Origin of the sequence: Xanthomonas hortorum (genome assembly GCF_011305375.1) — a bacterium.
GTDB lineage: Bacteria > Pseudomonadota > Gammaproteobacteria > Xanthomonadales > Xanthomonadaceae > Xanthomonas > Xanthomonas hortorum_E.
Genome location: NZ_VCME01000011.1, coordinates 116,979 through 138,971 on the forward strand (window position 1 = coordinate 116,979; position 21,993 = coordinate 138,971).

19 protein-coding genes are annotated in these 21,993 nt (G+C 65.0%); 17 read left to right on the plus strand and 2 right to left on the minus strand.

The features are described 5' to 3' along the window. The first annotated feature begins 3 nt into the window (after positions 1-3). From FFY45_RS11930 to FFY45_RS12005, 16 genes are all read left to right on the plus strand, one after another. On the plus strand, positions 4-3,594 hold the full coding sequence (locus FFY45_RS11930) for an ABC transporter permease/M1 family aminopeptidase (RefSeq protein WP_176340587.1): 3,591 nt from the start codon (positions 4-6) through the stop codon (positions 3,592-3,594). Between the two features lie 105 nt (positions 3,595-3,699). Continuing rightward, positions 3,700-4,149: a DUF2147 domain-containing protein gene (locus FFY45_RS11935; protein ID WP_176340588.1), complete on the plus strand. Its 450-nt coding sequence runs from the start codon at positions 3,700-3,702 to the stop codon at positions 4,147-4,149. 249 nt (positions 4,150-4,398) lie between these two features. Beyond that, positions 4,399-6,489: a methionine--tRNA ligase gene (gene metG / locus FFY45_RS11940; RefSeq protein ID WP_176340589.1), complete on the plus strand. Its 2,091-nt coding sequence runs from the start codon at positions 4,399-4,401 to the stop codon at positions 6,487-6,489. 329 nt (positions 6,490-6,818) lie between these two features. After that, the gene (locus tag FFY45_RS11945) at positions 6,819-7,409 is read left to right on the plus strand and encodes an HAD family hydrolase (RefSeq protein WP_176340590.1); all 591 of its coding nucleotides are present in this window, start codon (positions 6,819-6,821) and stop codon (positions 7,407-7,409) included. 1 nt (position 7,410) lies between these two features. Beyond that, the gene (gene rnfB / locus FFY45_RS11950; protein WP_176340591.1) at positions 7,411-7,842 is read left to right on the plus strand and encodes an Rnf electron transport complex subunit RnfB; all 432 of its coding nucleotides are present in this window, start codon (positions 7,411-7,413) and stop codon (positions 7,840-7,842) included. Positions 7,843-7,959: 117 nt separating this feature from the next. Continuing rightward, positions 7,960-8,745, plus strand: a complete 786-nt coding sequence (locus tag FFY45_RS11955) for a hypothetical protein (RefSeq protein ID WP_176340592.1) — start codon at positions 7,960-7,962, stop codon at positions 8,743-8,745. 85 nt (positions 8,746-8,830) lie between these two features. Continuing rightward, positions 8,831-9,199: a hypothetical protein gene (locus FFY45_RS11960; protein WP_023903316.1), complete on the plus strand. Its 369-nt coding sequence runs from the start codon at positions 8,831-8,833 to the stop codon at positions 9,197-9,199. A gap of 58 nt (positions 9,200-9,257) precedes the next feature. Beyond that, positions 9,258-9,821, plus strand: coding sequence for a sigma-70 family RNA polymerase sigma factor (locus tag FFY45_RS11965; protein ID WP_176340593.1), 564 nt, complete (start codon positions 9,258-9,260; stop codon positions 9,819-9,821). Continuing rightward, on the plus strand, positions 9,818-10,654 hold the full coding sequence (locus FFY45_RS11970; protein ID WP_176340594.1) for an anti-sigma factor: 837 nt from the start codon (positions 9,818-9,820) through the stop codon (positions 10,652-10,654). Before FFY45_RS11965 ends, FFY45_RS11970 begins: the two co-directional genes overlap by 4 nt. 223 nt (positions 10,655-10,877) lie before the next feature. Next, positions 10,878-11,876, plus strand: coding sequence for a fatty acid desaturase (locus FFY45_RS11975; RefSeq protein WP_176340595.1), 999 nt, complete (start codon positions 10,878-10,880; stop codon positions 11,874-11,876). Next, positions 11,873-13,123, plus strand: coding sequence for an NAD(P)/FAD-dependent oxidoreductase (locus FFY45_RS11980; RefSeq protein WP_176340596.1), 1,251 nt, complete (start codon positions 11,873-11,875; stop codon positions 13,121-13,123). Before FFY45_RS11975 ends, FFY45_RS11980 begins: the two co-directional genes overlap by 4 nt. Further along, a complete protein-coding gene (locus FFY45_RS11985; protein WP_176340597.1) occupies positions 13,123-14,001 on the plus strand; it encodes a DUF1365 domain-containing protein in 879 nt (292 codons plus the stop codon). The genes FFY45_RS11980 and FFY45_RS11985 overlap by 1 nt, the downstream gene beginning before the upstream one ends. Continuing rightward, positions 13,998-15,293, plus strand: coding sequence for an SAM-dependent methyltransferase (locus tag FFY45_RS11990; protein ID WP_176340598.1), 1,296 nt, complete (start codon positions 13,998-14,000; stop codon positions 15,291-15,293). The genes FFY45_RS11985 and FFY45_RS11990 overlap by 4 nt, the downstream gene beginning before the upstream one ends. After that, positions 15,290-15,835 carry a DUF2878 domain-containing protein gene (locus tag FFY45_RS11995; protein ID WP_176340599.1) on the plus strand — a complete coding sequence of 182 codons (546 nt, stop codon included), beginning with the start codon at positions 15,290-15,292 and terminating at the stop codon, positions 15,833-15,835. Before FFY45_RS11990 ends, FFY45_RS11995 begins: the two co-directional genes overlap by 4 nt. Then, positions 15,832-16,614: a DUF1295 domain-containing protein gene (locus FFY45_RS12000; protein WP_176340600.1), complete on the plus strand. Its 783-nt coding sequence runs from the start codon at positions 15,832-15,834 to the stop codon at positions 16,612-16,614. Before FFY45_RS11995 ends, FFY45_RS12000 begins: the two co-directional genes overlap by 4 nt. A 17-nt stretch (positions 16,615-16,631) precedes the next feature. Beyond that, positions 16,632-17,702 carry an SAM-dependent methyltransferase gene (locus FFY45_RS12005; RefSeq protein ID WP_176340601.1) on the plus strand — a complete coding sequence of 357 codons (1,071 nt, stop codon included), beginning with the start codon at positions 16,632-16,634 and terminating at the stop codon, positions 17,700-17,702. Between the two features lie 244 nt (positions 17,703-17,946). Here the strand turns inward: FFY45_RS12005 and FFY45_RS12010 are convergent, their stop codons facing one another. Continuing rightward, a complete protein-coding gene (locus tag FFY45_RS12010; protein ID WP_023903305.1) occupies positions 17,947-18,294 on the minus strand; it encodes a RidA family protein in 348 nt (115 codons plus the stop codon). Positions 18,295-18,304: 10 nt separating this feature from the next. Next, positions 18,305-19,012, minus strand: coding sequence for a DUF998 domain-containing protein (locus FFY45_RS12015; protein ID WP_176340602.1), 708 nt, complete (start codon positions 19,010-19,012; stop codon positions 18,305-18,307). Positions 19,013-19,270: 258 nt separating this feature from the next. Between FFY45_RS12015 and mprF the strand changes: the two genes are divergently transcribed. Beyond that, entirely contained in the window at positions 19,271-21,835 is a 2,565-nt protein-coding gene (gene mprF, locus FFY45_RS12020; RefSeq protein ID WP_176340603.1) for a bifunctional lysylphosphatidylglycerol flippase/synthetase MprF, read from the plus strand. Positions 21,836-21,993 lie beyond the last annotated feature (158 nt).

Below are 21,993 nucleotides of genomic sequence, written 5' to 3' on the forward strand. Positions count from 1 at the left end.
GCGATGATCCTGGCGTTCCTGCGTTTCGAGCTGCGCGAACAACTGCGCTCGCCCTTACTGTGGCTGCTGGCTGCGCTGTATGCGTTGCTGGCGTTTGCCGCACTGTCCAGCGATGCGGTGCAGATCGGTGGCGGCATCGGCAACGTGCTGCGCAATGCGCCGACCGTGATCGCCACGCTGCTGGGGCTTTTCAGCCTGCTCGGTCTGCTGGTGATCACCCTGTTCGTCAGCAATGCCTTGCTGCGTGACTTCGACCTGGGCACTGCCGAGCTGGTGTTTTCCACACCGGTGCGGCGGCGCGACTATCTGCTTGGCCGCATCGGCGCGGCGCTGATCGCCGGCATGGTGATGTACGTGGTGATCGCGCTGGGCATGTTCGCGGCGCAATTCATGCCGTGGATCGATCAGGCACGGCTCGGCCCGGTCACAGTGCTGCCTTATCTGTGGTCGTTGCTGGTGCTGGTGCTGCCCAATCTGCTATTCACCACCGCGTTGCTGGCGGTGCTGGCGGTGACCACGCGCAGCATTCTGTGGGTCTACATCGGCGTGATCGTGTTCTTCGTGCTGTATGGCGTGAGCCGTGCGCTGATGGCCGATCTGGACAATGTATGGATCGCCACGCTGTCCGACCCGCTCGGCATCCGCGCGTTGTCGCAGACGCTGCGCTACTGGTCGGTGGACCAGCGCAATCACCAGTTGCCGCCACTGACCGGCTATCTGCTCGCCAATCGCGCGGTGTGGTTGGGCATGAGCGGTGTGCTGTTCGCCGCCACCTTCGCGCTGTTTCGCACCGAGCGCAGCGGCACGCGTCGGCGCCGTGGCGCTGGCGCGATTGCGCCTGCCGATACGGCGCCCACCAGCACGCGCGTCACCACCACGCGCCTGACGGTCACACCGAGCTTCGGCGCGGCGACCGCATGGAAGCAGCTGCTGCGGCAGATCCGCTTCGACACGCTCGGCGTGCTGCGCAGTGCGCCGTTCGTGGTGCTGTTGCTGCTGGGCCTGGCCAACTTCATCCCGACCGCCTTGTTCAATTCGCGCAATTACGGCACCGCCGTGCTGCCGGTGACCTCGTTGATGCTGGAGGCGCTGCAGAACAGCTACAGCTTTCTGCTGATCATCGTGGTGCTGTTCTATGCCGGCGAGCTGGTGTGGAAGGAGCGCAGCAACCGCATCGACGGCATCACCGACGCGATGCCGGTACCCGATTGGGTGCCGCTACTCGGCAAATTCGTCGCCTTGCTGGCGGTGATCGCCAGCTTCCAGCTCGCCGGTGCGCTGACCTCGATCGCGCTGCAGCTTGGCCGTGGCTACACCAGCATCGAACCGCTGCTGTATCTCAAGACCCTGGCCCTGGGCTCGGTGTTGTACGTGCTGATGGGCGGCATGGCCTTGGCGCTGCAGGTGCTGAGCAACAACAAGTTCGTCGGCTATGCGCTGCTGATGCTGGTGTTGATCGGGCAATCGGTGCTGTCGATGCTCGACTACACCCAGAACCTCTACACCTTCGGTGGCTGGCCCAACGCACCGTATTCGGACATGAACGGCTACGGGCACTTTTTGCCTGGCCAGTTGTGGTTTCAGGGCTACTGGGGCGTGTTCCTGCTGGCCTTGCTGTTGCTGTCCTCGGCATTCTGGCCGCGCGGCGTGGGCCACGGGTTGCGACAGCGTGTGCGGCTGGCGTTGCGGCGCCTGCGCAGCCCGACCGGTGCGGCATTGGCGGCCACCCTGCTCGGCTTCGCGGCGGTCGGCGGCTGGCTGTACTGGAACACCAACGTCTACAACAGCTTCCTGTCGCCGGAACAGCGGCTGGACCTGCAGGCGCGCTACGAGCGCGATTACCGCAAGTACAAGGATCTGCCGCAGCCGCGCATCGTCGCGATCGACAACCAGGTCGATCTGCATCCGGAAACCCAGTCCGTCGTCATCGATGCCACCTGGACAGTGCGCAACACCCACACCGCGCCGATCAGCGAGGTGCACATCGGCATGCAAGGCCGCACTGGCGACCGCAGCCTGGTGAGGGTGGATCTAGGCGGGCAGACCCTTACCACGCACGACGTGCCGGCCGGCTACCGCATCTATCGCCTGCAAAAGCCGCTGCAACCTGGCGAAGAGCGCGTGTTCCGCTTCCGCGTGGACCAGCATCCGCACGGCCTCACCGCCGAACAGGCGCAAACCGAACTGGTCGCCAACGGCAGCTTTTTCAACAATACCCTGCTGCCCTGGTTCGGCTACAACACGCAGACCGAGATCACCGACCGCAACGACCGCCGCAAGCGCGGCCTGGGCGAACCCACGCGCATGCCCAAGCTGGAAGATCAGGACGCGCGCGCCAACAGCTACGTCAGCAACGATGCCGACTGGCTCGGTTTTGCCAGCACCGTCTGTACCGCACCGGATCAGATCGCCCTGGCACCGGGCTATCTGCAGAAAGAATTCCAACGCGATGGCAGGCGCTGCTTCCGCTACGTGATGGACCGCCCGATGCTCAACTTCTACGCCTACCTGTCGGCACGCTGGGAAGTGCGCAAGGCGCGTTACAAGAACATCCCGATCGAGATTTATTACGACCCCAAGCACCCATACAACGTGCAACGCATGATCGAGAGCGTGCAGAAATCGCTGGCCTATTACGAAGCCAATTTCAGCCCGTATCAGCAGCATCAGGTGCGCATCATCGAATTCCCCGGTTACGCGCGATTTGCGCAGTCGTTCGCCAACACCATTCCCTACTCCGAATCGATCGGCTTCATTGCCGATCTGCGCGACAAGAACGATATCGACTACGTGTTCTATGTCACCGCCCACGAAGTGGCGCATCAATGGTGGGCGCATCAGGTGATCGGTGCCAATGTCCAGGGCGCCACCATGCTGTCGGAATCGCTGGCGCAGTATTCGGCGTTGATGGTGATGGAACGCGAGTACGGACGCGCCCACATGCGTCGCTTTCTCAAGTACGAACTGGATCGCTATCTGGAAGGCCGTGGTGGCGAAACCATCGAGGAATTGCCGCTGTATCGCGTGGAAGACCAGCAATACATCCACTACCGCAAGGGCTCGCTGGCGTTTTACCGGCTGCGCGAAGAGATCGGTGAGCAGGCGCTCAACCGCGCGTTGCAGCGCTTCCTGGCCGCCAAGGCTTTCGAACAACCGCCTTACACCACCTCGGCCGAGCTGCTGCAGACCATTCGGGCCGAGGCACGCCCGGATCAGCAGGGGCTGATCACCGACCTGTTCGAGAAGATCACCTTCTACGACAACCGCGTGGTGAGCGCGCAGGCACGCAAGCGCCCCGATGGGCGCTATGAGGTCACCGTGCAGACGCATGCGGCCAAGTTGCAGGCCGACGGCAAGGGCAAGGAGCACGCAGTGCCGTTGGACGACTGGATCGAGGTAGCGATCTACGGGAAGGCCGCTGGCAAGGACGCGCAAGCACCGGTGCTGTACCTGAAGCGTCAGCACATCACCAGCGCCGCGCCGAGCTTTACCGTCACGGTCGACGGCCTGCCTGCGGAAGCCGGCTTCGACCCGGACAACAAGCTGATCGACCGCGTGCCGGCGGACAACCGCAAGCAGGTGACGCTGCAATAGCCGAATGAACGCATGCCGCAGCGCGTCTTTCCGCCACCATACTCCACGGTATACATTGCGATCAGGCCGCCGACGGCGGCCACAGCAATCCCTGGGAGGGGACACATGCGCAAGACCTTCAAGACCCTGATGCTGGCCCTGCCGCTGGCCGCCGCCTCGCTGCTGGCCCAGGCCGCCGATTCGCCGGTAGGCCGCTGGAAGACCATCGACGACGAGACCGGCAAGCCCAAGTCGGTGGTGCAGATCGAACAAACCGGCAACGGCACGCTGAGCGGCAAGGTGGTGGACATCCTGCAATCGGACAAGGGCCCGAGCCCGCTCTGCGACAAATGCGATGGCGCCCAGAAAGGTAAGCCGATCAAGGGCATGACCATCCTGTGGGGCCTCAAGCCCGACGGCACTGCGGTGTGGAGCGGCGGCTCGGTGCTCGACCCGGCCAAGGGCAAGACCTACAAGGCCAAGGTCACCCTGACCGACGGCGGCAAGAAGTTGCAGATGCGCGGCTATGTGGGTATCGAAGCGCTGGGCCGCACTCAGACCTGGATTCGTGAATAGCTGGGATTGGGGATTGGGGATTCGCAAGAGCGGGCGTCCTTCGGGGCGCCTTTTTTGTGCGTCGGCACTTTTTTGGGGGCTTGTTCTATTGGGCGGGATCATCGGCTGCTGGTGCCGCAGCGATGGCTGACGCCGCGCGTCTAGACATGCAGGCGGCCTGATCCTGCTTTGACGAATCCCCAATCTCCCAGCCCCAATCCCGGCTCACGACTAATGCGATAATCGCCCGTCCCCCGCATTACGCCTGCCATGACCCGCACCGCACTCGTCACCACCGCCCTGCCCTACGCCAACGGCCCGCTGCATCTTGGCCATCTGGTCGGCTATATCCAGGCCGACATCTGGGTGCGCGCGCGCCGCTTGCGCGGCGACAAGACCTGGTTCGTCTGCGCCGACGACACCCATGGCACGCCGATCATGCTCGCCGCCGAAAAGGCCGGCGTGACCCCGGAAGCCTTCATCGCCAACATCCAGGCCAGCCATGAGCGCGATTTCGCCGCGTTCGGGGTGACCTTCGATCATTACGATTCGACCAATTCGCCGGTCAATCGCGAACTCACCGAGGCCTTCTACAGCAAGCTCGAGGCGGCCGGTCACATCAGCCGTCGCTCGGTGGCGCAGTTTTACGACCCGGCCAAGGGCATGTTCCTGCCGGACCGCTACATCAAGGGCATCTGCCCCAACTGCGGCAGCGCCGACCAATACGGCGACAACTGCGAAGTCTGCGGCGCCACTTATGCTCCGACCGAGCTGAAAGAGCCCAAATCGGTGATCTCCGGCGCCACGCCCGAGCTGCGCGATTCAGAGCATTTCTTCTTCGAAGTGGGCCATTTCGACGGCTTCTTGCGTGAGTGGCTGGCTGGCGATGTCGCACTGCCGGGCGTCAAGGCCAAGCTCAAGGAATGGCTGGACACCGAAGGCGGCCTGCGCGCGTGGGACATCTCGCGCGATGCGCCGTACTTCGGCTTCCAGATTCCCGGCCAGCCGGGCAAGTATTTCTACGTGTGGCTGGACGCGCCGATCGGTTATTTGTGCAGCTTCAAGACGCTGTGCGCGCAGATGGGCGAAGACTTCGACGCGCATCTGGTCGCCGGCACGCAGACCGAGCTGCATCACTTCATCGGCAAGGACATCGTCAATTTCCACGGCCTGTTCTGGCCGGCCGTGCTGCAAGGCACCGGCCATCGCGCGCCGACCCGTCTACATGTCAACGGCTACCTGATGGTGGACGGCGCCAAGATGTCCAAGTCGCGCGGCACCTTCGTGATGGCGCGGACCTTCCTGGACGTGGGCCTGGAGCCGGAGGCGCTGCGCTATTACTTCGCGGCCAAGTCCTCTGGCGGCGTGGATGATCTGGATCTGAATCTGGGCGATTTCGTCACGCGCGTGAACTCCGATCTGGTCGGCAAGTTCGTCAACCTTGCCAGCCGCTGCGCCGGCTTCATCGGCAAGCGCTTCGACGGCAAGCTGGCCGACACCCTGCCCGACCTTGCGCAATACGAGCGCTTCGTCGCCGCGTTGGCGCCGATCCGCGAGGCCTATGAGCGCAACGACGCGGCCAGCGCGATCCGCCAGACCATGGCGCTGGCCGACGAGGCCAACAAGTACATCGACGACACCAAGCCATGGGTGATCGCCAAGCAGGAAGGTGCCGATGCGCAGCTGCAATCGGTGTGCACGCAGGGTTTGAATCTGTTCCGCATTCTGGTCGCCGCACTCAAGCCGATCCTGCCGCGCACCTGCGCCGAGGCCGAGGCTTTCCTGTCGGCACCGATGACCAGCTGGGAAGACGTCGCGCGCCCGCTGACCGCGCACACGATCCAGCCCTACACCGCCCTGTTCACCCGTATCGACCCCAAACTGATCGACGCCATGACCGACGCTTCAAAAGACACACTCTCTGCGCCCGCAGCACCGGCTGCGGCCACCGTCAGCGCTGCAAAGGTGACCAAAACCGATGCAAAAGCGGCTACGCCGGCCAATCCCCCCGCCTCCGTCTCGAATCCAGGTCTTATTGGCATCGACGATTTCGCCAAGCTCGATCTGCGCATCGGCAAGGTGCTGGTGTGCGAATTCGTGGAAGGCTCGGACAAGCTGCTGCGCTTCGAACTGGACGCCGGCGAGCTAGGCAAGCGGCAGATCTTCTCGGGCATCCGCGCCAGCTACGGCGAACCGGAAACGCTGGTCGGCCGCAGCGTGGTGTTCATCGCCAACCTGGCCCCACGCAAGATGCGCTTTGGCATCAGCGAAGGCATGATTTTGTCGGCCGGCTTCGATGGCGGCGCGTTGGCGTTGCTGGATGCCGATACAGGCGCGCAGCCGGGGATGCCGGTTCGGTGAGGCGGGAATCGGGAATCGGGAATCGTAAAAGCAAGACCTGATTGTTGAGGGAGACCTGACACGAGTGCTTCGCCCGTACCCTCATCCGCCCCTACGGGGCACCTTCTCCCGGTGGGAGAAGGAAGAGGCTAAGCCCCTCTCCTGCGGGAGAGGGATTGGGGTGAGGGTACGGTGCGAAGCCATGGTGTCGTTCCAACTGCACGTGGCTTCGCCCGTACCCTCATCCGCCCCTGCGGGGCACCTTCTCCCGGTGGGAGAAGGAAAAACACCGCGCCTTTAACCAATCTCTAATCCCAAATCCCCAATCCCAAGCCCCACCTCCCAGCCCCATGCGACTCGCCCTGTTCGACTTCGATCACACCATCACCACCTGCGACACCTATGCGCGCTTCCTGCGCAAGGTGGCAACGCCGGCGCAGTTGGCGGCGGCAAAGTGGCAGGTGGGTCCGTGGGTGTTGGGTTATCGACTCGGCTTGATCTCCGCGCAAACCCTGCGCGCACGCGTCACGCGCCTGGTCTTCAGCGCTCGCTCGCTGGAAGAAATGACCATGCACGGGGCAGCGTATGCACGCAACGATCTGCCTGGCATGTTGCGCACGAACATGATGCAGCGCATCGACTGGCACCAGGCGCAGGGGCATGAAGTCGTGCTGGTGTCCGGTTCGCTGGACCTATATCTGCAGCCGTGGTGTGCGCAGCATGACCTGTCGTTGATCTGCAATCGGCTGGAACACCACGCCGGCGTGCTGAGCGGGCGCTATGCCAATGGCGATTGCGGGCCGCACAAGGCCACGCAGATCCGCCTGCGCTACGACCTGTCGCAGTACGAGTGCGTGCATGCCTATGGCGATAGCCGCGAAGACACACCGATGCTGGCGCTGGCGCAGCAGCGCTGGTATCGCGGCAATCTGTTGCACTGACATGCCCATTGCAACGCCCGCCCCCACGCACGATCTGGTCGAACGCCTCGACCGCCTGCTGCCGCAGACCCAATGCGGCCAGTGCGGTTACGACGGCTGTCGCCCGTACGCGCAAGCGATGGCCGATGGGCACGCCGACGTCGATCATTGCCCGCCCGGTGGCGACGCCGGTGCCCGCGCGCTGGCGCACGCACTGCAGGTTCCTGCACGCCCGTACGACCGCACCCGCGGTACCCACACGCTGCCGCAAGTGGCGTGGATCGTGGAGGCCGACTGCATCGGCTGCACCAAATGCATCCAGGCCTGCCCGGTGGATGCCATCGTCGGCGGCGCCAAACACATGCACACGGTGATCGCGCCGCTGTGCACCGGCTGCGAGCTCTGCCTGCCAGCCTGCCCGGTGGATTGCATCGAGCTGCACACAATCGGCTAGACGGCTCGCAAAAGGCCTCCAACTCCTACCTTCCGTCAGGAACGTCCTGACGCATCCGGCGCATCCGTGCTGCGGACGCGCTCGTATTGGTGTGTACTCCCATCGAGGAATCCGCCGATGCGCCCATTCGCCGCCCTTGCCACACTAGCCGCACGCTGCCGGCCGATCCCGCCGTTGTTGTTGCTGGTGCTGGGCTGTTCGCCGCTCAGCGCAGCAGCTGTCACCCGTGTGGACGGCGATGCCTTCGATGGCGACAGCGGCGCGCTGCGTTACCGCGAGTCGCACTGGCTGCTCGACGACGGCGGCCGGGTGGTGCTGTATCGCTGCACGGACGGGCGCCCGTTCGCGCGCAAACTGGTCGATGGCGGCGGCAGCGCACCTGACTTCAGCCTGCTCGATGGACGCGACGGCTACCGCGAAGGCGTGCGCCAACGCGATGGCGTGCGCGAGATGTTCCAGCAGGAACCCGGCAAGACCGAACGCCGCACTGCGCTGCCCGCCAGCGAAGGCGCGCGCGTGATCGATGCCGGTTTCGATGCCTATCTGCGCACCCAATGGGACGCACTCGCCAGCGCAACGCAGCGCGTCGACTTCGTGCTGCCGAGTCTGCAGCGCCAGCTGGCCTTCAAGGTCGAACGGATCGGCGACAGCGCCGGCCAGCGTCGCTATCGGCTCAGCCTGGATGCCTGGTACGGCGCCGCAGTGCCGTCGCTGGAGGTGCGCTATTCTATCGCCGACAAGCGCCTGCTCGAATTCCGCGGTGTCGGCAATCTGCGCGACGAACGCGGCCGCTATCCGCACGTGCGCATCGTTTTCCCGGACACCGCTGCGCGTGCCGCCAGTGCGGACGAGTTGCGCCAGGCACGCGAGCAGCCGCTGGCCAAGCGCTGCAGCGCCCCGTGAACCAGACACGCGCCATCTTCACGTTCGACCACGCGCCGTTGCGTAAAACGGCCCGGGCACCCATTCCCCACGCAGGAACATCCTCATGGCCAAGGCCTATCTCTGGATCAACGCAGTGCTCTATGTCGTCCTGGCGATCTGGTGCACGCTCTCACCGGCCAAGACCGCAAATGCGGTCGGTTACACCCAGCTTTCGCCGGCCGGGCAGTCGGAATACCTGGTCATCTACGGCGGTCTGCAGTTGGGCATGGCGTTTTTGTTCGGTTACTTCGCCTGGATCGATCAACCGCGCACCGGGCTGTTGGTGGCACTCGCCTTCTACGTCCCGATCGTGCTGTTCCGCACTGTCGCGCTCTCGCGGCTGTGGCCGGTCTCTGCACCGACGGTTGCGCTGGCAGGCGTGGAAATCCTGTTGCTGCTCGCCGCTGTGCTGCTGTGGTTCCGGCACAAGTGAAAGACACCGTGTAGCCAGTCCGGTAGGATCGGCGCCACCTTACTCAACGCCCGACCGCATGAGTGCCATTCCTGGCCACGACGACGATGAAACCGGACGCCTGCTCACCGCAACTGCGGGCGGCGACCGGCATGCTTTCGAAGCGCTGTATCGGCAGACCTCGGCCAAGCTGTTCGGGGTGTGCTTGCGCATGATTCCGCAACGCGCCGAAGCCGAAGAAGTGCTGCAGGACGTGTTCACGCTGATCTGGCACAAGGCTGGGCAGTTCGATCCGGCGCGTGCACGCGGGCTCACCTGGCTGGCGATGATCGCGCGCAACAAGGCGATCGACCATCTGCGCGCCAACGCACCGCAGCGCCGCAACGTGACCCTGGACGATGCCGGCGACCTGCGTGCCAGCGATGCCTCACCGCTGGAGCGCACCGAGCGCGCCAGCACGCGCCACCGCATCGACCATTGTCTGGCCGAACTCGAACCGCCGCGCAGCGATTTGATCCGCACCGCGTTCTTCGATGGCATCACCTACGAAGAATTGGCGGCGCGCACCGACACGCCGATCGGCACGGTCAAGAGCTGGATCCGTCGTGGCCTGGCCAAACTCAAGGCATGTCTGGAACGATGAGCACGCCATTCCCCATCGACCAGGAACCACCGCGCGACGTGCTTGCCGGCGAGTACGTGCTGGGCCTGCTGAGCGCCGACGAGCGCCTGGCAGCCGAACAACGCATCGCCACCGACAGCCAGTTCGATCAGGCGGTTCTGCAATGGCAGCAACATCTGATGCCGCTGCTGGACGAAATCGCGGCGGTGACCCCGTCAGATCAACTCTGGACGCGCATCCGCCAGACGCTGGGCTTCGATACCCCACTGCGCGCAGTGCCGTCCGCACAGACCGCCACCACCACGCCGGCAGCACCACTGTGGAACAGCGTGCGCTTCTGGCGTTGGGCCAGTGCCGGTGGCTTGGCGACTGCCGCAGTGTGCGTGCTGGCCTTGTTGAACGTGAACACGCCGCCCGCATCGGTGCAGCCGCCAGCCACTGGCCCGGTGGTACAGGCACCGCCGGTCACGACTCCAGCAACCCCGGCCACCCCGCCTGCCACCGGCATCGCGATGACCGCCACGCTGGCGACCGAAGACGGCCGGCCGGGCTACGTGGCCTTGATGGATGCCGACAAGCACACCATCACGGTGACGCCGCTAGATCGCACCGCCACCGCCGACAAGGTGCCCGAACTGTGGTTGATCACCGCAGACGGCAAGCCGCATTCGATGGGCACGTTCGACGATCAACGCGCACGCCGCGCGCAGATCCCCGATCAGCTGATGCCCATGCTCAGCAACGAGGCTCTGTTGGCCGTCACTCTGGAACCACTGGGCGGTGCGCCGGGTGGCATCCCCACCGGTACCGTGGTGGCCAAGGGCGGCATCAGCACGCTGGCAATGGCGCCCTGACCCGGCGGTGAGCTTGCCTGCGAGGCTCTCGCAGGCAAGCTCGTTTCACGAACGACCTCATGCGCGCCAGCGATACGGCGTGTGGTCAATTGTGTGCGCGATTGCGCGAATTATCAGTGTGATCAGACGAACCTTACACACGCATGCGACGATCATGCGCGCTGGTGCATCTGTTTGCCGGCAGCGTTCGTAAAGGGTCACGACCAACGACGGAGAACCACGCGTGCCGAGTACCGGAGTCGACCCCAACGCTGCAACGCCTCAGCCCACCAGCCCACATCCCCGTGGCTGGTTGGCAATGCGTATCGGCAGCCTGCGCCGCTGGGTGGATTCGCAGACCGACGAACCGCTGGACGAAGCGCGCGCAGACCGCATCGACTGGCTGCGCGCCATCCCCTTCATCGCCCTGCACCTGGCCTGCCTGTCGGTGGTCTGGGTGGGCGCGTCCTGGTTTGCGGTGGGCATGGCGGTGGCGCTGTATGCGCTGCGCATGTTTGCGCTGACCGGTTTCTATCATCGCTATTTCTCGCACCGCGCCTTCAAGACCTCGCGCGTGTTGCAGTTCGTGTTCGCCGCGATCGGCGCTACCTGCGTGCAACGCGGGCCGCTGTGGTGGGCCGCGCATCATCGCAACCACCATCGGCATACCGACACCGGCCGCGACCCGCATTCGCCGGCGCAACACGGCTTCTGGTGGAGCCATACCGGCTGGTTCCTGACCCCGCGTAATTTCCGCACCGATTGGGAGGTCATCCCGGATCTGCGCCGCTTTGCCGAGCTGCGCTTTCTGGACCGCTTCGACATCGTGATGCCGGTGGTGCTGGCGCTGGGCTTGTACCTGCTCGGCGACTGGCTGGCCACCGCCGCGCCCGCGCTGGAGACCAATGGCGCGCAGTTGCTGGTATGGGGCTTTGTGATCTCCACCGTGGCCTTGTTCCATGCCACCTTCACCATCAACTCGCTGGCGCATCGCTTCGGCAGCCGGCGCTTCGATACCCGCGACGACAGCCGCAACAACTGGCTGCTGGCGCTGCTCACCTTTGGCGAAGGCTGGCACAACAACCATCATTTCTTCCCCGGCTCGGCGCGCCAGGGCTTGCGCTGGTGGGAGTACGACATGACCTGGTACGGCCTCACGGCGATGTCGTGGGTGGGCCTGGTGTGGGACCTCAAGCCAATGCCGAAGATGCTCACGCAGCGCGCCGAGCGGGTGCGCCGATGAGCGAGGGCAGGATTGCCGTGGTCGGCAGTGGCATCGCCGGCCTGGGCGCGGCGTGGCTGTTGTCGCGGCGCTATGAAGTCACTCTGTTCGAGGCCGCCGATTATCTCGGCGGGCATACGCACACGCACGACATCCAGCTGCAAGGCCAGCGCTACGCGGTGGACAGCGGCTTCATCGTGTTCAACCCGCAGCACTATCCGTTGCTCACGCGCATGTTCACCGAGCTCGACGTGGCCGCGCAGCCGACCACGATGAGCTTCTCCGTGCACGATGCGCGCAGCGGGCTGGAATACAACGCCGGCAGCCTGGGCGGGCTGTTCTGCCAGCGCCGCAATCTGCTCAGCCCGCGCTTCTGGGGCATGTTGTCCGACCTGCGCCGCTTCTATCGCCAGGCACCGGCGGTGCTGCACAGCGACGAGCAGTTCAGCACGCTGGGCGAGTATCTGCAGCGGCATCGTTACTCGGATGCATTTCGCGACCAGCATCTGGTGCCGATGGCCTCGGCGCTGTGGTCATCGCCCTCGCAGCGCATCCTGGAATTTCCGATGGGCCAGCTGATCGGCTTCATGGCCAACCACCACATGCTGCAACTCAGCGGGCGGCCGCAGTGGCAGGTGGTGCGTGGCGGATCCAACAGCTATGTGCGCGCGCTGCGGCGGCGCTGGCAGGTGCTGGAGCGGTTGTCCACCCCGGTGCATGCGATCCGGCGCGTCGGCAATGGCGTGGTGCTCAGCTCGCTGCGCGGCGAAGAACATTTCAATGACGTGGTGCTGGCTTGTCACGCCGACGATGCCTTGGCATTGCTCAGCGACTCCACACCGGCCGAGCAACAGATCCTGGGCGGCATCACCTACCAGAACAACGACACCGTGCTGCATACCGATGCGCGCGTGTTGCCGCGCGATCACCGCGCCTGGGCAGCGTGGAACGCGCATGTGCCGGCCGACCCGCAGGCGCCGTGCACGGTGAGTTACTGGATGAACGCGCTGCAGTCGATCGAAGCGCCACAGCCGTTCATCGTCAGCCTCAATCGCGACCACGACATCGACCCGGACAAGGTGTTGCGGCGCATGCGCTATCGCCACCCGGTGCAGAACGCGGCCGCACTCGCGGCGCAGACGCGCAAGGCCGATATTCAAGGCGTCCAGCACACCTGGTTTGCCGGCGCGGCATGGGGCTTCGGCTTTCACGAAGATGGCCTGCGCAGCGGCGTGGACGTCGCCCACGGCCTGGGAGTGCCGTGGTGATGCAGCTGCTGCGCGAAGCCAGCACCGATGCGGTGCCGTTGCCCCCGACCGAGGGCAATGGCGCCGGCAGCGTGGCCGCGCCGTTGCGCAGCGCGATCTATACCGGTTGGGTGCGGCACCGCCGGTTTGCGCCAAAACCGCTGGATTTTCGCTACAAGCTGTTTTTGATGTATCTGGATCTGTCCGAACTGGATCGGGTGTTTGCGCAGCGTTGGCTGTGGTCGGTGGGGCGCGCCAACCTGGCGCAGTTCCGTCGCAGCGATTATCTCGGCGACCCAACTATTCCACTGGATGAAGCGGTGCGCGATTGCGTGCAGACCCACACCGGCGAGCGCCCCGACGGCGCAATCCGCCTGCTCACGCATCTGCGCTACTTCGGCCATGTGTTCAATCCGGTCAGCTTCTACTACTGCTTCGATCGTCACGACGGCCTGCGCTGGATCGTTGCGGAAATCACCAACACGCCCTGGCAGCAGCGCCACACCTACGTGCTGCCGGTCGCGCAGGCGCGTACCCATCGCGACGTGCATGCCTGGCGTTTCGACAAGCGCTTCCACGTCTCGCCCTTCATGGGCATGCAGCACCAGTACGAATGGCGTTTCAGCGTGCCGGACGCGCAATTGCGCGTGCATATGGAGGTGCTGGATGCACCCGATGCCGACGCAGCAGGCAACGACAGTGGCGCCCGCCGTTTCGACGCCACCCTGGTGCTGCAGCGCCAGCCGCTGACCGCGCGCACCCTGGCGCGCACGCTGTTGGCCTACCCCTTGATGACCGTGCAGGTGGTGGTCGCCATCCACTGGCAGGCCTTGCGCCTGTGGCTGCGCGGCAACCCTGTGCACGACACCCCCCATCCGCCTGTGCGAGAACGCCGATGAACGCCACGTCCCTGCCCGACACCACTGCCCCGCGCGCGGCTTCCTGGACGGATCGCCTGTTGCGCAAGCGCCTGCTGGCCACGCTCGGCGACCTGCGCGATGGGCAATTGCAGCTGCACGAGGCCGATGGCATCACCACCCTCGGCAATGCCAGCGGCGCGGATGCCTTGCAACTGCAATTGCGCGTCACCGATCCGGGCTTCTATCGGCAGGCCGCGCTCAATGGCAGCGTCGGTGCCGGCGAGTCGTACATGGATGGGCAATGGCAGTGCGACGACCTGGTCGGCCTGATGCGCCTGCTGTTGCGCAATCGCGACCGCCTGGATGCGATGGAAACCGGCACCGCACGTCTGGGTGGTTGGGCGATGCGCAGCCTGCACACCTTTGCGCGCAATACCCGCAGCGGCAGCCGGCGCAATATCGCCGCGCATTACGATCTGGGCAATCCGTTATTCAGCCTGTTTCTCGATGAAAACCTGATGTATTCCTCGGCGATCTTCGTCGATGGCGAAGAGGCGCAATGCGAAGCGGCACTGGAACGCGCCGCCACGCGCAAGCTCGAACGCATCTGCCAGAAACTGCGGCTCGGCCCGCAGCACCATGTGGTGGAAATCGGCACCGGCTGGGGTGGATTCGCCATGCATGCTGCGCGCGAGCACGGCTGCCGCGTCACCACCACCACCATCTCGCGCGAGCAGTTCGATCTGGCAACCCAACGCATCGCTGCAGCCGGTTTGAGCGATCGTGTAACGGTGTTGCTGCGCGACTATCGCGATCTGGACGGTCGCTACGACCGGGTGGTGTCGATCGAGATGATCGAGGCGATCGGCCATCAGTATCTGGACACCTATTTCGCCAAGGTCGGCAGCTTGCTTGCCGACGATGGCGAGGCGCTGATCCAGGCCATCACCATCGAAGACCATCGCTATGCGCAGGCATTGCACTCGGTGGACTTCATCAAGCGGCATATCTTCCCCGGCAGCTTCATTCCCTCGGTGGCGGCGATGACCGGTGCCATCGCGCGCGCCAGCGATCTGCGCCTGTTCAATCTCGAAGACATCGGGCCGAGCTATGCGTTGACGCTGCGCGCCTGGCGGCAGCGCTTCATGGCGCAGCTGCCGCAGGTGCGCGCGCTGGGCTACGACGAGCGCTTCATCCGCATGTGGGAGTTCTATCTGGCCTATTGCGAAGCCGGTTTTCTGGAGCGCTCGATCGGCGATGTGCATCTGTGGCTGAGCAAGCCGGGCGCGCGTCCGCCGCAGTTCGTGCCTGGCCTGCCTGCCGACGCATGAAGCAGCTCGGCAACTATCTCGGTTTGCAGGTGCTATGGGTGGTGGCGGTCAGCGCCGCCGCGCAGGCGCGCATCTGGCCGACACTACTGGTGTTGGCGCTATTTGCGCTGTATCAGCTGTGGCCGTCGCGGCGCGCGCCGGGCGATCTGCAATTGTTGATCGCCGCGTTGTCGCTGGGCTTGCTGCTGGACACCACACTGGCTGCAGGCGGCTGGGTGCGTTACGCCGCACCGTGGCCGGGCACGCTGTTGGCACCGGCCTGGATTCTGGCGTTGTGGCTGGGCTTTGCGCTCACGCTCAATCACTCCCTGGCAACGGTGATGCAACGGCCGTGGTTGGCGGTGTTGCTGGGCGCCATCTTCGGGCCATTCTCGTATTGGTTGGCGCAGCGCAGCTGGAATGCGGTGGCATTCCAGCCGCCACAGCTGCACGCGGCGGTTGCGGTCGGCATCGGTTGGGGCGTGGCCTGCGGCGTGTTGTCGCTGTATGCACGCCGCCTGGCGCGACCATTGCCTGAGCACATCACCGGAGAACTGCAATGACTGTCTGGCCACTGCTGCATGTAGGCGTATTTGCGAGCGTGGTGATGGTGATCGGCTGGCTGTGGCAACGCCGCAGCGGCAATGCCGGCCCGGTGGATGTGCTTTGGGCCGCGTGTCTGGCCGTCGCTGCGCCGTATTGCGCGTGGATGTCCGATGGCGCGCTGCTACCGCGCGTGCTGGTGGCCGTGCTCGGCGGCGTGTGGGGTGCGCGCCTGGCGCTGCATCTGGGCGTGCGCGTATTCGGCGACCCGCACGAGGATGGCCGCTATCGCGCACTGCGCGAACACTGGAATGGCGACCAACGTAAATTCCTGGGCTTTTTCCTGGCGCAAGCGGTGGTGGTGGTGCTGTTTTCGGTGCCGTTTCTGGCCGCTGCCAGCAACCCGAATCCGGCCTGGAGCGTGTGGAGTACATTGGCAATTGCCGTGTGGTTGATCGCGGTCGGTGGCGAAGCGCTGGCGGACCGGCAACTGTCTGCGCACAAGGCCAATCCGGCCAATCGCGGCGTCACCTGCCGCAGCGGGCTGTGGCGGTATTCGCGCCATCCCAATTATTTCTTCGAGTTCGTGCATTGGTTTGCCTATCTGGCGCTGGCTGTCGGTGCCGGGCCGTGGCCGCTCGCCTTGTGTGCGCTCGGGCCGGTGGTGATGTTCGTGTTTCTGTATCGCTTCACCGGCATTCCCTACACCGAGCAGCAGGCGCTGCGCTCGCGTGGTGAGGACTATGCGCAGTACCAACGCAGCACCAGCGCATTTTTTCCGTTTCCCCCTTCGTCCTGAGTCGCCTGGAGAGTCGTATGTCCACCGTTACTATCCCGCCCTCCTCGCTGCCCGAAGAATCCTTCGCCACCCGGCTGGCCGAATCCGGCCTGCTGCCCGATGCCGCGTTGCGCTACGGCATCCGCCGACTGTGCGCACAGCGCCTGCGCGATGAGCGCGGCGACGGCGCCGATGGCAGCGGCGAACGTCAACGCGCGTTTATCGACAGCCTGCGTGCCAGTGCGATCGCGATCGAAACCGATGCCGCCAATCGCCAACACTACGAGTTGGCGCCGCAGTTCTTCACCCTGTGCCTGGGGCGCCGGCTCAAATACAGCAGCTGCTATTGGGACGCGACCACGCCGGATCTGGATGCCGCCGAAGAACGCATGCTGGCGCTGTACGGCGAGCGTGCCGAGCTGGCCGATGGCCAGCGCATTCTGGAGCTGGGCTGCGGCTGGGGCTCGCTGACCCTGTGGATGGCCGAACGCTATCCCGGCGCCACCATCACTGCGGTGTCCAACTCACGCCCGCAGCGCGCGCATATTCTGGAACAGTGCCGCGTGCGCGGTTTGAGCAACGTGCAGGTCATCACCGCCGACGTCAACGCGCTGGCGCTGCCGCCGGGCAATTTCGACCGTGTGGTGTCGGTGGAAATGTTCGAGCACATGCGCAATTACCGCGAGCTGCTGGCGCGCGTCGGCAGCTGGCTGGCGCCGGGCGGCAAATTGTTCGTGCATGTCTTCTGCCATCGCGATCTGGCCTACCCGTTCGAAGTGGCCGGCGAAGACAACTGGATGGGGCGGCACTTTTTCACCGGCGGGCTGATGCCGGCCACCGATACCTTGCTGCATTTCCAGCAGGACGTGGTGATCGAACAGCGCTGGGTGCTGTCGGGCGAGCATTACGAAAAAACCGCCAATGCCTGGCTGGAGAATCAGGACCGCCACCGCGAGCAGATCATGCCGCTGCTGAAGCAGACCTACGGCGACGATGCGCAACGCTGGTGGCAGCGCTGGCGGATGTTCTGGCTGGCGTGTGCGGAGCTGTTCGGTTACGACCAGGGCCGCGAATGGGGCGTGGCGCACTATCGCTTCGTCAAGCGTTGATCGAAGCAAGGCTGATCGACGCAGGAGCGCGCGTCAAACAACATCGCGGTCAACAGATGGCCGCGATGTGTCGGCTTCAACTCGGTTCTTCAACAACGCTGGCACGCAGATCAGCGCGTTGGCTGGCACTGCCAGCCGCCACGCAACCAGGTTTTCGTGACTGGCTGCTGAGGCGGCTGCAATGTTCTGCAGATCGCATGGCTGCAACGCGCGATCGACCGGCGATCCGCGCGCTGCCAGGTGATCAGCCCGCCGCAGCGGTGATCACGATTTCCACCTTCCACTCCGGCCGCGCCAGTTTGGCTTCGACAGTGGCACGTGCGGGCGTAAAACCATGCGGCACCCACTCGTCCCAGGCCTTGTTCATGCCGTCGAAATCGGCGATGTCGGCCAGGAAGATTTCCGCGCGCAGGATCTTGGTCTTGTCGCTGGCCGCCTGCGCCAGCAGTTTGTCGATTTCGCCCAGCACCTGGCGGGTCTGCCCGGTGATGTCTTCGCTGGTGTCCTCGGCAATCTGGCCGGCCAGATAGCACACGCCGCCATGCACGGCCATTTCGGACATCCGCGGACCTGTATCGAATCGCTGCACCATTTCAGACTTCCTACGGTTGGTTGACCCGGGCATTGTCCCGCGAATGCGGCAAACATGCAGCCTGCGCACGTACGTCGCACGCCAGCCACCGCCCCACCAGTACCATCCAGGACACGATCGCCACGATGGCACTCTTCTGGCTGATGCCCGGCGGCGCGCTGGTCACGCTGACGTGGAACAACAACAGCGCAAATGCCACCAAGCCCAGACCGAATGCCGGCACGAGGTGCTGCCGCCACCAACGATCACGACGGAAATACCAGGATTGCAGCAATATCGCTGCAATTACGCACAGAAATGCGGTATTCGCCGACAACAGATGCACCATCTTCGCCGCGTCGGGTGCGAGCACCGGCATCCAGCTGTCGCCGACCGCCACTGCGCTCAGGCCTACTGCCGCCATGCAGAACAAGCCCACCACCGTGCGACTGCATGCGACCGGCGCCAGCGCCACGTACAGGCCCAGCGCCAGCCACGCCATGGCTGCGGCCAGCAGGCAATAGGCGGTGCGCAGCAGCAAGCCGTAAGCGCCGTGCAGGTAGGCACTCAGTTGTGCATCGATCCAGTCCAGATCGCCGCGCAGCCATTGCAGCAACACCACCAAAGCGATGAAGGCCATGCCCGTCCCTGCGGTGATCGCACCGGCGTAACCGCTCCAGCGTGGCGGACATGGCCGCCGGGTTAGCGCAGCAGTGCGGTAATCGCATGCATTCCCCATCAACAGCCTGTCTCCCTTGCAACTGTCCTCTGATCCATCCGGCTCCCCGACGGCATGTACGCGTGGCTTTGCCCTATGATGCGCGCGGCCGCCATGCGCGGACAAATGTCGGCATGGCCGAACCTTAGCGTTCACTTCATTTCTGCATTGACGCGATCACGCTGCACGCACTTCAATCGACCGGCCCATGCAGACCCTCCGCGCGCGGCACATTCCGTGCATGCCCCCTCTTTCCCTCAAGCAGATCCCGTTGCCCTCATGACGGATACCCCCGTGTCTTCCGAAACGCCCGCCAGCGGTTGGCGTCGCGCCCTGCCGGTGATCATCAGCCTGGCGATCCTGGCGATGGCGCTGCACGCGCTGTCCTCTCAGTTCACTGACCACGGCTATCGGCAGATCCGCCAGGCGTTCCGTGAACTGGGGGTCGGCCAGATCGCGCTCACCCTGCTGCTGGGCTTGAGCAGCTACGCCTGCCTGGTGGGCTTTGACTGGGTGGGGCTCAAGCGCACCGGCAAGCGCTTGCATCCGGCGCGGGTGGGCATCACCGCGTTCATGGCGCACGCGGTCGGGCAGACATTGGGCTTTGCCGCACTGACCGGCGGCGCGGTGCGCTTGCGCGGTTATGGCAGCGTGGGGCTGACTCTGGCCGAGATCGGCCAGGTAGTGCTGATGAGCACACTGGGCTTCATCTTCGGCGCCTGGGTACTGCTTGGCCTGGCCTTGATGCTGGAACCGGAAGCCGCTGCCCGCGCCCTGCCGATCGCCGCCGAAGGCATCCGCATTGCCGGCATCGCCTTGCTGGTCGGCTATGTGGCGATGCTGGTATTGGTCGGCAGACAGGGCCGCGAATTCGGCATCCGCAGCCATCGCTTCTGGCTGCCCGATCGCACCACGGTGCTCGGCGTGACCGCGCTGAGCGTGGTCGAACTGGGCCTGGCTGCGGCCGCGTTCTACGTGCTGCTGCCGCCGGATCCGGGCACCGGCTACTTCGGCTTTATCGGCATCTGGCTGGTGGCGGTGGTCGCCGGGCTGATCTCCACCGTGCCGGCCGGCCTGGGCGTGTTCGAGTGGAGCCTGCTCAAGCTGCTGCCGCATGTCACCCCCGCCGCAGTGCTGGCCGCGGCGCTGGCCTACCGGGTCACCTACTACATCGTGCCATTGCTGATTTCGGTGGCAATGGCGGCGGCTTCGGGCCTGGGTGCGCCAGTGCGTGCCAGTGCGAGCACCGCACGCACGGTGTGGAAGGCGTTTCGCCCGTGGCTGCCGCAGATTCTGGCGTTGGCGGTGTTTGCGGTGGGTGCGGCGCTGATGATCGACGGCACCTTGCCCACCCCACGCGCGCGTCAGGAAGTGGCGCCGCTGCCGCTGATCGAAACCTCGCATCTGCTGGTCAGCCTGGGCGGCATGTTGTTGTTGCTGATCGGCCAGGGTCTGCAGCGCCGCAGCCATGCGGCCTGGGCGCTGGCACTGGGTGTGTGCGTGCTGTTGCCGCCGCTGTCGCTATTACGCGGCAGCCATATTTCGGTGTCGCTGTCGGCGGCATTGGCGGCGGTTGCGCTGTGGGCGGCACGCCGCGAGTTCTATCGCCAGGGCGCGCTGCTGGACGAAGCCTGGTCGTGGCGCTGGCTGAGCAATCTGGGGCTGGTGCTGGTGGCCACCTTCTGGCTGCTGTTCTTCGTCTACAGCCATGTCGAATACAGCAACGACCTGTGGTGGCAGTTCGCCACCTCGGCCAATGCGCCGCGTGCGCTGCGCGCCGCGCTGATCCTGTGCGTGGGCGTGATCGTGTTCGGCATGGCGCGCCTGCTGCGTGGCGGGCGCCGCCCGATGCCGGCCGCCGATGCGCAGACGCTGCAGACGCTGGCACCAATCCTGGCCATCAGCACCGACACCCAGGCCTGCCTGGCGTTGACCGGCGACAAGGCGTTTCTGCTGGATGAGCAGGGGCGTGGGTTTGTGATGATGCAGCGCTACGGCGGCTCGCTGATCTCAATGGGCGATCCGGTCGGCCCGCCGGAGGTCGCGCGGGCGCTGATCTGGCGCTTCCGCGAAGAGGCCGACCATATGGGTCTGCGCCCGGTGTTCTACCAAGTCGGCGAAAAATACTGGCAGACCTACCTCGACATGGGGCTGACCCTGGTCAAGCTGGGCGAAGAGGCGATCGTGCCGCTGGAAGGCTTCACCCTGGAAGGCCGCGACCGTGCCGACCTGCGCCAGGCCTGGAACCGCGGCAAACGCGGCGGCCTGACCTTCCGCATGCTGCAACCCGAGCAAGTGGAGGCGGTGCTGCCGCAGCTGGCCGAGGTCTCCGAGCAGTGGCTGGAAGAAAAAGCCGGCGAGGAGAAAGGCTTTTCGTTGGGCAGCTTCGATGCGGAGTACCTGCGTCGGTTTCCGGTGGCGGTGGCCGAGGCAGAAGGGCAGATCATGGCCTTCGCCAACGTGTGGTGGGCGCCGGCCGGCGGCGAGCTGTCGGTGGATCTGATGCGCCACAGTGCGCAGGCGCCCAAGGGCACCATGGACTTCCTGTTTATCGAGCTGTTCCTGTGGGGCCAGGCCAATGGCTACACGCGCTTCTCGCTGGGCATGGCACCACTGTCGGGCATGACCGAGCATCGCCTGGCCGGCCGCTGGAACCGCTTCGCCAGCCTGGTCGCGCGGCACGGCGAACGCTTCTACGGGTTCAGCGGCCTGCGCCGCTTCAAGTCGAAGTTCGCGCCGACCTGGCGCCCGCGCTATCTGGTCGCGCCGGGCGGCATGCACTTGCCGGCGGCGTTGCTGGATGTGACCCGCTTGATCTCGGTGGATCCTGGTCGGCAGGAGTGAGGCCGCGTGATGCCTGCGCCTTTGTGCGAAATGCTCGGTTTACTGAGGGGCGCTTGCGCGCGTGCCGGCATGGGACACGCCGCGAGTACGTCCGTGTAGGCTCTTACGCGGCATCCATGCCGCGTAAGGTCCCATGCCGGCACGCGCGCCAGCACCTT

Bases quoted from the DNA above. Each gene is read 5' to 3' on its own strand.
- FFY45_RS11980 (WP_176340596.1), top strand. From the start codon at position 11,873: ATGAGCGAGGGCAGGATTGCCGTGGTCGGCAGTGGCATCGCCGGCCTG.
- FFY45_RS11945 (WP_176340590.1), top strand. From the start codon at position 6,819: ATGCGACTCGCCCTGTTCGACTTCGATCACACCATCACCACCTGCGAC.
- FFY45_RS11995 (WP_176340599.1), top strand. From the start codon at position 15,290: ATGAAGCAGCTCGGCAACTATCTCGGTTTGCAGGTGCTATGGGTGGTG.
- rnfB (WP_176340591.1), top strand. From the start codon at position 7,411: ATGCCCATTGCAACGCCCGCCCCCACGCACGATCTGGTCGAACGCCTC.
- FFY45_RS12000 (WP_176340600.1), top strand. From the start codon at position 15,832: ATGACTGTCTGGCCACTGCTGCATGTAGGCGTATTTGCGAGCGTGGTG.
- FFY45_RS11930 (WP_176340587.1), top strand. From the start codon at position 4: ATGATCCTGGCGTTCCTGCGTTTCGAGCTGCGCGAACAACTGCGCTCG.
- FFY45_RS11965 (WP_176340593.1), top strand. From the start codon at position 9,258: ATGAGTGCCATTCCTGGCCACGACGACGATGAAACCGGACGCCTGCTC.
- metG (WP_176340589.1), top strand. From the start codon at position 4,399: ATGACCCGCACCGCACTCGTCACCACCGCCCTGCCCTACGCCAACGGC.
- FFY45_RS12005 (WP_176340601.1), top strand. From the start codon at position 16,632: ATGTCCACCGTTACTATCCCGCCCTCCTCGCTGCCCGAAGAATCCTTC.
- FFY45_RS11960 (WP_023903316.1), top strand. From the start codon at position 8,831: ATGGCCAAGGCCTATCTCTGGATCAACGCAGTGCTCTATGTCGTCCTG.
- mprF (WP_176340603.1), top strand. From the start codon at position 19,271: ATGACGGATACCCCCGTGTCTTCCGAAACGCCCGCCAGCGGTTGGCGT.
- FFY45_RS12010 (WP_023903305.1), bottom strand. From the start codon at position 18,294: ATGGTGCAGCGATTCGATACAGGTCCGCGGATGTCCGAAATGGCCGTG.
- FFY45_RS11970 (WP_176340594.1), top strand. From the start codon at position 9,818: ATGAGCACGCCATTCCCCATCGACCAGGAACCACCGCGCGACGTGCTT.
- FFY45_RS12015 (WP_176340602.1), bottom strand. From the start codon at position 19,012: ATGGGGAATGCATGCGATTACCGCACTGCTGCGCTAACCCGGCGGCCA.
- FFY45_RS11985 (WP_176340597.1), top strand. From the start codon at position 13,123: ATGCAGCTGCTGCGCGAAGCCAGCACCGATGCGGTGCCGTTGCCCCCG.
- FFY45_RS11935 (WP_176340588.1), top strand. From the start codon at position 3,700: ATGCGCAAGACCTTCAAGACCCTGATGCTGGCCCTGCCGCTGGCCGCC.
- FFY45_RS11990 (WP_176340598.1), top strand. From the start codon at position 13,998: ATGAACGCCACGTCCCTGCCCGACACCACTGCCCCGCGCGCGGCTTCC.
- FFY45_RS11955 (WP_176340592.1), top strand. From the start codon at position 7,960: ATGCGCCCATTCGCCGCCCTTGCCACACTAGCCGCACGCTGCCGGCCG.